At 46.1% G+C, this 8,992-nt stretch carries 8 protein-coding genes; 7 read left to right on the top strand and 1 reads right to left on the bottom strand.

Annotation, left to right across the window (positions count from 1 at the left end):
- Positions 1-57: 57 nt before the first annotated feature.
- Entirely contained in the window at positions 58-591 is a 534-nt protein-coding gene (locus tag ACQY2W_RS01050; RefSeq protein WP_428048725.1) for a type IV pilin protein, read from the top strand.
- On the opposite strand, the gene ACQY2W_RS01045 is transcribed toward ACQY2W_RS01050, so the two are convergent.
- Positions 588-1,976, bottom strand: coding sequence for a chloride channel protein (locus ACQY2W_RS01045; RefSeq protein ID WP_428048724.1), 1,389 nt, complete (start codon positions 1,974-1,976; stop codon positions 588-590). The genes ACQY2W_RS01050 and ACQY2W_RS01045 overlap by 4 nt on opposite strands.
- A 151-nt stretch (positions 1,977-2,127) precedes the next feature.
- On the opposite strand from ACQY2W_RS01045, the gene ACQY2W_RS01040 reads away from it, so the two are divergent.
- The 6 genes from ACQY2W_RS01040 to ACQY2W_RS01015 all read left to right on the top strand — a co-directional run.
- Positions 2,128-2,712, top strand: coding sequence for a MarC family protein (locus ACQY2W_RS01040; protein ID WP_428048723.1), 585 nt, complete (start codon positions 2,128-2,130; stop codon positions 2,710-2,712).
- A gap of 2 nt (positions 2,713-2,714) precedes the next feature.
- Positions 2,715-3,875, top strand: a complete 1,161-nt coding sequence (locus ACQY2W_RS01035; RefSeq protein ID WP_428048722.1) for a hypothetical protein — start codon at positions 2,715-2,717, stop codon at positions 3,873-3,875.
- A gap of 21 nt (positions 3,876-3,896) precedes the next feature.
- Positions 3,897-4,481, top strand: a complete 585-nt coding sequence (locus ACQY2W_RS01030) for a type IV pilin protein (RefSeq protein ID WP_428048721.1) — start codon at positions 3,897-3,899, stop codon at positions 4,479-4,481.
- Positions 4,482-4,497: 16 nt separating this feature from the next.
- Positions 4,498-6,030, top strand: coding sequence for a hypothetical protein (locus ACQY2W_RS01025; RefSeq protein ID WP_428048720.1), 1,533 nt, complete (start codon positions 4,498-4,500; stop codon positions 6,028-6,030).
- A complete protein-coding gene (locus ACQY2W_RS01020; RefSeq protein ID WP_428048719.1) occupies positions 6,027-6,968 on the top strand; it encodes a glycosyltransferase in 942 nt (313 codons plus the stop codon). The genes ACQY2W_RS01025 and ACQY2W_RS01020 overlap by 4 nt, the downstream gene beginning before the upstream one ends.
- A 275-nt stretch (positions 6,969-7,243) precedes the next feature.
- A partial coding sequence (locus ACQY2W_RS01015; RefSeq protein ID WP_428048718.1) for a hypothetical protein occupies positions 7,244-8,992 on the top strand: 1,749 nt, incomplete at its 3' end.

The raw sequence follows: 8,992 nt of genomic DNA, 5'->3' as shown, positions 1-8,992 counted from the left end.
GGTTGACATCGTTTTTTTTTTTGCTACATTTTATTTGATGATAAAAAAGGAGGTTGTATGAAAAACAAACAAGCATTTACGCTTATTGAGCTCTTAGTGGTTGTTCTTATCATCGGCATATTAGCGGCGGTGGCACTTCCACAATACCAAAAAGCGGTGGAAAAATCGCGTGGGGCGCAAGCGCTTACGTTGTTAAAATCGGTGGTGCAGGCACAAGAAGCGTATAAATTAGCTAACGGTACGTATGCTACTTCGTTTGATGAATTGCCCTTAGACATTAACTGGACGGGCACAGAAAAGTGGAAAAATTCTTCTCAATTAGATGTCCGTTCTAATGGGGAATGGTCTTTACAATTGATTAGTGAGCCCGGAGGGGTAGTTGGTGTTTATATCGGCCGTTTAACGGGTAAGTATAAAGGGGCGGCTTTCATTTTTGTTATTCAAAGCGGGCACCCAACCGGTGAAATTTTGTGTGCGGAACGAATTACCGGAGGTGTCAACTTTACGGCTCCGGAGGGAAGTTATTGCCACGATATTTTTAAAGGGACATTAGCGTATACCGCTAATATACGTAGTTATCATTTGCCTTAATTTTTCTTGTGTGAATTGTTATGCGGAAAACGGCGGGCTACTTCGCGCCACATTTTTTTGGCTAACATTTTGCGTGTGTGGACCGTTTGCGGATGGTCGGTAGCGCGGCGGCCTAAATTGACAGCAGGCGTTTGATTACCGTGCGTGTGCGGAAGTATTTTGCCGCTATCCCACGAGATACGTTGGCTGGGATACATACTTTGTTCGCCCGTAATTAAAAAACTAATTACGCACGATACGGCCGCGTAAGGGGCAATTGCCGGGCCGAAAAGTTCTATCGCCATAATACTGGCTGAAAGCGGGGTGTTGGCCGCGCCCGCCAATACGGACACTAACCCTAAGGCGGCTAGTGTAGCGGAATCTACTTTTAAAAATTCCGAAAGCGTAGCTCCGGCTTGTGCACCGATAAAAAATATCGGCGTAACCACGCCGCCGATACCGCCTGCGGCAAATGTAATAGCGGTAGTAATTATTTTGTAAAAAAACCCAAAAGGGGATTGTAACGGCGCGCCGCTAAGCGGGCCGTCAATGCCTGCCGCGCCTAAACCCAAATAAAGGGGGGACGTTACATACGCAATGCCCATCAGCAGTACGCCGCCAAATACGCACGTAACAAATAAATTACTTTTTTGCGCTAAATAGCGAAACAGCACACGCGCCGCTTTGGAAATTTCAATAAACAAAAGCGACACCAACCCAAAACACATCCCGGCAATAATCATTTTAAGAAAAAACTGTTCCGAAAAAACCGGCACAAAGTGTATCGGGTGGTAAATGTAATTAACGCCCAACAAAGACGTTACCTGAAAGGCCGTTATACCTGCTACAAGTGCGGGAAACATTACTTCGTAGAAAATATGGCCGACCCATAAAACCTCTAACCCGAATAACGCGCCCGATATCGGCACACCAAACACCCCCGCAAAGCCCGCGCTGACGCCGCAAATCATCATTTTTCGTTGGTCTTGCACCGACATATGCACGATGCGTGATAAAATAGAGGATATCCCCGCGCCTACGTCGGCGCATGGGGCTTCTTTCCCAGCCGATCCGCCGGTGGCCATGGTGGCAATAGAAAGAAAAAATCCTTTTAAAATGGAAATGAAAGAAATGGGTTTATAGTCGTTAATCTTTTTAAGTACCGCATCGGTGGAGTAATCTTTATGGTCGGGCGCCACTTTGCGAGACAGCACCGCCACTACGTACAATGCCAGCGGTAAACAAACATAAAAATACGGAATTTTGTTGCGCCATTTAATGGCGTTGTCCAACGTTTGCAGAAAAATAGCATCCAGCATGCCTACGACTATGCCGATAATCGTAGCAAAGAAAAACCATTTGACAATGGTAAGCACGTTGTAGGTAGATTCATCCAATAATTTCATACGTATTATCTTAGCAAAAAACACCCGGTGCGTACAAAAAAACAAACGCCAGAAAAGGGTTATTTTACCGCCCTAGTCACGCCGAGTGCTTTTTTGCTATACTATAATACGTAGTCCGCCCCGTGCCGTATGGGCGGAAAAGGGGTGATTTATGGATTCTTTTATTTCTTCAGTTGTAACAATAGCACTGGTTATGGACGGATTTGGCAATATCCCGCTTTTTATTGCCGCTTTGAAAAAAGTGGCGCCGGAACGTCGTAAAACCGTGCTCATCCGCGAGCTGTCTATTGCACTACTTATTATGGTTGGCTTTTTGTTTATGGGCGAGTGGTTTTTAAAGGCGTTTGGTATCCACGGCTATTCGCTCAGTATCGCCGGGGGAATTATCTTATTTATTATTTCCGTCAAGCTTGTTTTCAGTAACGAAAGCGAGCCGAAAAACGACCCGAAAGAGGACGAACCCTTTATCGTGCCGCTGGCGATTCCGCTGGTGGCCGGTCCGGCGGCGTTATCTATTGTGATGATTTCCGCGGCCCAACATCCCAAATGGCTCACGTTGGGGGCGGTATTGGTCGCGTCTGTGATTAACTCGGCTATTTTGATGATGTCCTTCCCGCTAAGCAATTTGCTGGGTAAACGCGGGTTGGCGGCTATTGAACGCTTGACGGGGATGATTTTAATTTTAATGTCGGTTGATATGGTGATGAGTGGTATTGCCACCTTTGTAAAACTGTAATGATGAAAAAATTATTTTTACTTATTGTGTTGTTTGCGTCGGCGGGTGTATCGTTGTGGGCGCAAGCTGAGCGGCAAGAGCCGGTAGAATTTGCCCTGTTTATCAGCCCGACGTGCGTGCATTGTAATAAACTCAAACAAGAGTATTGGGATAAGTTGCAAGCCAAATATCCCGGCAACGTCCATTTTACGATGTACGACATCAGCCAAGACGGAAATAACCTTATATTTATGCAAACTGCCAAGGCCTACGGCGTACCGGAAAATAAATTAGGTTATCCGGCGGCGGCTGTCGGAAGTTCGTTTTTGATGGGATACCCTAACCAAATCGGTACATATGCCGAAAACGCCATAGAAAAAGCGTTGCTCTTGCACGAAAAAACGACCGTTGTCACGCAAGCTTCCGGCGAAAAACAAACCCGGGAGGCGTTCTCTAAAATTACATTTTGGGCCATTATCGGAGCGGGACTGGTGGACGGAATTAACCCGTGTGCGTTTGCCGTAATTGTATTTTTTATCTCGTTTCTTACGGTGTATAAATATACACGGCGTGAAATTATTATTGTAGGTGTTTCATACTGCGTAGCCGTGTTTTTGGCGTATTTGTTATTAGGTATAGGCGTATTTAAATTCTTATATGCGTTGCGTGGTTTTGCGACGGTTATTAAAGTGTTTTATATAATAACGGCTGCGTTATGTTTGGTGTTTTTTGGGCTGGCCCTGTACGATTTTATCTTGTACACTAAAACTAAAAAGTCCGACGGTATGTTGTTGCAATTGCCGCTTTCTTTGAAGAAACGGGTGCACCAAATTATGGGTTTCTTTCTGCGCGATAAACAAAAAAGCACGCTGCGTTTAACGCTCGCGGCCTTTGCAGTTGGGTTTGGAGTGTCGCTCATTGAGGCCGTATGTACAGGACAAGTATATGTGCCGACGTGCGTACTGATTATGCAAGACCCGGCTTACCGCGTGCAGGCCTTGTTTTATTTGGTGCTTTATAATATGATGTTTATTATACCGTTGGTAGCGGTGTTAGTGTTGGCGTTGTTGGGCTACGAGTCTAAGACGTTTAACGATTTACTAAAAAAACATTTAGGCCTGACAAAGATTTGTTTGTGTTTGGTGTTTTTAGGTTTATTTATATTATTACTGAGTAACATTTAGGAGGCGTTTGTGTATTATCGGATGACAAATCGGCAAGGTTTTACGTTGTTGGAATTGACTGTTTGTGTGATTATGATAGCGATTTTAGCCAGTATGGCTATTTCTTATTACGAACACGCTATGGAAAATATCCGTCGGGCGGATGTATTGTCTTTACTTGGGGTGGAAATTACGGCGCAGGACCGTTACCGGTTAACTAAGGGACGCTATACCCGTTACTGGCATGAGTTAGATACCGCGCCGGTGCAAGTGCGCCGCCCTAAAGCCGACAATGCCTACGCCAACGGATCTGAAAACACTATTTTTTATTCGCGCGGAAAAAAAGCCAACGGCGAGCCCCGTCAAGGGTTTGAAGTATATTTTGACCAAGTTGGGGAGCAGTGGTTTATGGTGGGCAACCGTGTCGGCAGCGACACATATAAATATGTGTTGGTCCGGCCGTTTAACTCGGATATGATTTATTGTATCCCCAAAAACGATCACGAAAGAAGTATTGCCGCTTGTTTGGACGTGATGGGACTGGATAACGAGGCGGATTTGCCCGGTGATCCGCGCGATACTACCAGCTTGAGCGGATCCTCGGTAGAGGGTGGCGAAGAAGACTAAGAGGTGCCCGGTGAGCATGCCTAGCGGTACTGTATTTTCTCCGTCCGTTTGGAAAGAAGAACTTTCCAAACGGGCGGTTCGTATTTTAACGGCGGTATGCGTAATAAGTGCGGCGGTCCTGGCGGTATATATGTTGGCCTCGCGTTTCTTCCATTTAACGAACGGTTTGCAATACGATGAATTATATTCGGCCATTACGGCTTCACCCGATTTATCGTGGGGGTATATATGGAAGAATATGATTATGCGGGACATCAATTTGCCGCTATTTAATTTCTTATTGTTTGGCTGGAACCGTATTTTTCCGTTTACGCAACCGTGGATGCATTTATTTAGTGCGTTGTGGAGTGTGGCTACCGTGTTAGTGGCGTGGCCGTTGGCTCCGGCGTATTGGTCCCGTCTTAAAAAAGGAATATTTGTTTCATTAGTGTCCGGTTCGTTTATTTTATCGGCGTATGGGGCGATTGTGCGGGCATACTCGTTGGCTGTATTTTTAACGCTTGTTTTTTCTCTTTTGGCGTTGCGGTTTGTGCACGGGTTTAGCGAGGGCAAAGAGCCGTCTGTGTGGGAGTGGCTTTCCTTTTTTGTGGTTGGTCTTTTGGGTGTATATAGCCATTATTTTTGTACCGCATTATTTTTTATTACCGCTTTGTTAGTTTTCTTGTATGCTTGTTACTACAAAATAGGCCGCGCGTGGTCTTTCTTCGGTACGGCGGTTGTATTTGGTTTATGGTGTGTGTGGTTTTTTGGTGTGATCGGCTTTGGTTATTTTGCTGCGGGAGGAGGGGCCTCGGGTTGGTGGTACAAAATGCCGGTAGCCAAGGCAACGTATGAGGTAATTACTTTCTTATTTGGCGAACAACGGTTATTTATTGCCACCTTGTATGGTTTGGTCATAGCGTTGGTTTCGTTTGTATCGTTGCATAAAAAAGATTTACTCAAGCAATCGGACATGATGCTACCATTGCTGCAAATAGTTATACTGTTGGTGGTAGTAGCGGTTATATCGCGTAAGGTCAATTTATGGATGGACCGTTACTTTTTACCGGTTATGCCGTCCGTAATTTTAGTGTTTACGGAATGTTTGGATCACTTGCGTAAACGTCATGCGGTATTACTGGTATTGTGGCCTGCTCTGCTAGTGGGTTGGGTAAATTCTTACTGGGGGCTGGAGCATTTACATTGGCCGGAGTATAACGGACTACACGATGCGTTTACGTACATTAACCATGTAGCCAAAGCCGACACATTATATGTAGATTTGACCGGAACGGGATATCCGTGGGCGGCCTTTCCGCGCATGCTTAATTTTTACGTGCCGAAAGATAAACCGATTGAAATTATTCCGCTTACCAAAAAAACAGTAGCGGCGGCCACCGCGGATACCGACCCCAAGCCGCTTGTACTTATGCCGCTTTGTTCGCAAGTGCACTTAATGTACACGGCGGTAGATCTTCAAATACAAGAGGACGGCGAGCCCTTATTGTTTAACAGGGATACCTGTTTAATTACAATACACAAGGTTCCCCCGGCAGGAGAGAGAAAATGAAACGTAAAATTTCCATTGTATCCAGTGCTTTTAACGAAGAGGACAATATCCCCGTTTTGTGTGAACGGGTCAAAGCGGCCATGGCCTCGTGGTCGGACGCGTATGATTATGAGCAAATTATTTTAGATAACGGCTCCACAGACGGCACTTTGGAAGCTTTGCGCAAAGCCGCCGCACAAGATCCGCATGTAAAAGTAATTGTTAATGCGCGAAATTTTGGGCACATCCGCAGCCCGTACTACGGCATTTTGCAGGCGCAAGGCGATGCGGTCATTTATCTGGCTTCTGACTTGCAAGACCCGCCCGAGCTTATTGGGCAGTTTATTCAAAAATGGCAGGAGGGTTTTAAAGTAGTGCTCGGCCAAAAACAGCAAAGCGTAGAAAATAAATTATTTTTTGCCGTGCGGAAATTTTATTATTGGTTACTTAATTTGGTTAACGATTCCGGGGCTGAACTGGTGGCCAATTGCACGGGATTCGGCTTATACGACAAATGCGTGGTGGACGAACTGCGCCGCTTAAATGACCCGTACCCGTATTTGCGGGGTTTAGTGTGTGAGTTGGGCTATCCTAAGACACTCATTCCGTTTGTGCAACCGGCGCGTAAGACGGGCATTACCAAAAATAATTTTTATACGCTTTACGATAACGCGATGATCGGTTTTACCAATCACTCTAAAGTGCCGCTTAGGTTAGCGGCTTTAGGAGGTTTTGCGTTGGGGTTAATTAGCTTTGTGCTGGCGTGTATTTATTTGGTGCTTAAGATTTGTTTTTGGGAACGGTTCCCTATGGGTACTGCGCCCATTTTACTGGCGGTGCTTTTCTTTGCTTCTGTTCAGCTTATCTTTTTAGGCGTTTTGGGCGAGTATATCGGTGCGATTTTGACGCAAGTATTACGCCGCCCGCTTGTCATTGAAAAAGAACGTATCAATTTTTAGTCTTTGTCAGGGCGGTGCTCCTGTTTCTTGCCCGCAAGGGACGATAAAAATGTGTGCACCGTCAATGAAATTCCACATTACAGAAATATCCACACAAGAGCATACAGCGGTTTTAGGCCGCGCTGCCCGGTCCGGCGAGGGCCCGGGTTGACAACCTACCTTGAAAGTTGCCACAATGTAATAGTACTGTGTCGGCGTGTTTTTATAAAACAAACACGTCGGCTTGGTGCGTTATGTATTTTGGCGAATTTAAATTGAATTAAGGATATTATCCCGTGAACGATATTAAAAAAATAATTTTAGTTTTAGTTGCCCTTTTTATGACGGCGGTCGTGCCGTCTTTCTCCCAAACTGCCGATGTTAGATACGCAGGCGTATTTTACAAAACGCCGTCGTCCCAAGCGGGGGGCGATTTGGTCAAACAAATGTATTGTGATTTTGCCGCCGGAGCCGCCCAACCGGGGACGACGGTGCCCACCTGGTATACAGAAAACATCCCTGTTAAAGTTCCGCCTGCCCTTAATACTACTGTGCAGGATGGAACCCTGAGTGTTAGATTTTTAGGCACCAATGTAAATGCGGCCGTTTCTACGAGCGCAACGCTAAGGCAGCCGAGCACCAACTATTCTATAAATGACTATTATTTTATTTCAGATGGCTTTTCTACGTATTATTTTCAGGTATTATCCGGGTTGGGCTCCAGTAGTGGAGCTAGCAATGCTACGTTTTTGAACAATCTCATGGTATCTTTTGATGCAAGTGCTACCGGGCAGAATTTCCCCGACGGTGGCATAACTGTAAAATTTTTAGGAAAAGATGTGTCTGCGGCGGTGGCCGGTGCTGCTGCCGACCGGCTCCCGTATCATCATTATGCGGTAGGGGAATATTACCGTGTTGCGTACTACTCCTATTTCTATTATTTTGAGGTAATGGCGTCTGCGGGAGCGGCTTTGACGGAAAATATCCTTAATCCTGTATGGGTGTCTAGTCATTTTGGTACTTACGCATTTCTTCCATACACCAATATTACTGACGGAAATTTGTCTTTAACGAGGGTTTCTTCTTGTGCCGGGGCTTCTGCGCGTTCCTCTTCTACGTATTATTCGGTGGGGGACGTTTATTCCCTCTCGGGCGGAGCTCAGAATACTACCCAGTGTTACCAAGTTACGAGCGTTCAAAATGCATTTACTTTTGGCCCGATTGCCGCAAACAATGCATCCAACCGCAGTTTTGTATCGGATCCGGATCCGTCCGGCAACCAGAACAATACAGACCCGTGGGTAAGTTCCGCACTTATTGAGTACGACCAACCGTACCCGCAATCGGCCGACCCGACAACAAACAATTATCCCAACCACTGCCTGGCATTATGTATGAACGTCAAATGTTCCAACAAACCGCTCGGCGGCAGTACGTATTCTATTTCCTTTCCGCTTCAAAATGTTAAGTTTGACGTAGTTAAATACTATAACAACAAAAATGTGGAAAACGCCGAAGAGACTCCCGCCGTCCGCACGATAGATTTATATCCGACGGAAGGCGCGGCGCGCTGCGGCTCGTATCGTTGTCCGGGGGCAGCTGCTTCCGGTTTGACTTGTAACTCAGCCACCTCTTACTGTGAGGGGTCTGTAAGTAATCACCGCTCAGGACTTCCCGGGGCCTACCTTTATTCATCTGAGTGTACCGGAACTTGTAAAAGCTTCAGCCCCACCGATACACCGAATTGTACGCCATGTGGTACAGGCGCGGCAGGTATAGACACCGGCGGTGTATGTAGTTGGATGGTGTGGAATAACGACGGTACAAAATCGGATGACAATACGGGCATTCCTTTCTGTGCGGCGTGGGACGGGTCGTATGAAATTGCGGGCGAGTTTGGCAAAACGAACGGACAATTTGCGTTCCGCGCGACGGTATCCACGGATGTACCGGGCGATAACATCATAGTAGATAAAATCAATTTTGACTCCACAATTGCCTACCCGGGCATGAACCAAATACCGATACAAGTAGACGTAACGAAC

The sequence above is a fragment of the Candidatus Avelusimicrobium caledoniensis genome, assembly GCF_902756455.1.
Lineage (GTDB): Bacteria > Elusimicrobiota > Elusimicrobia > Elusimicrobiales > Elusimicrobiaceae > Avelusimicrobium > Avelusimicrobium caledoniense.
Note: the sequence above shows the minus strand (reverse complement) of the source record. Positions and strands in the feature narration are given on the sequence as shown.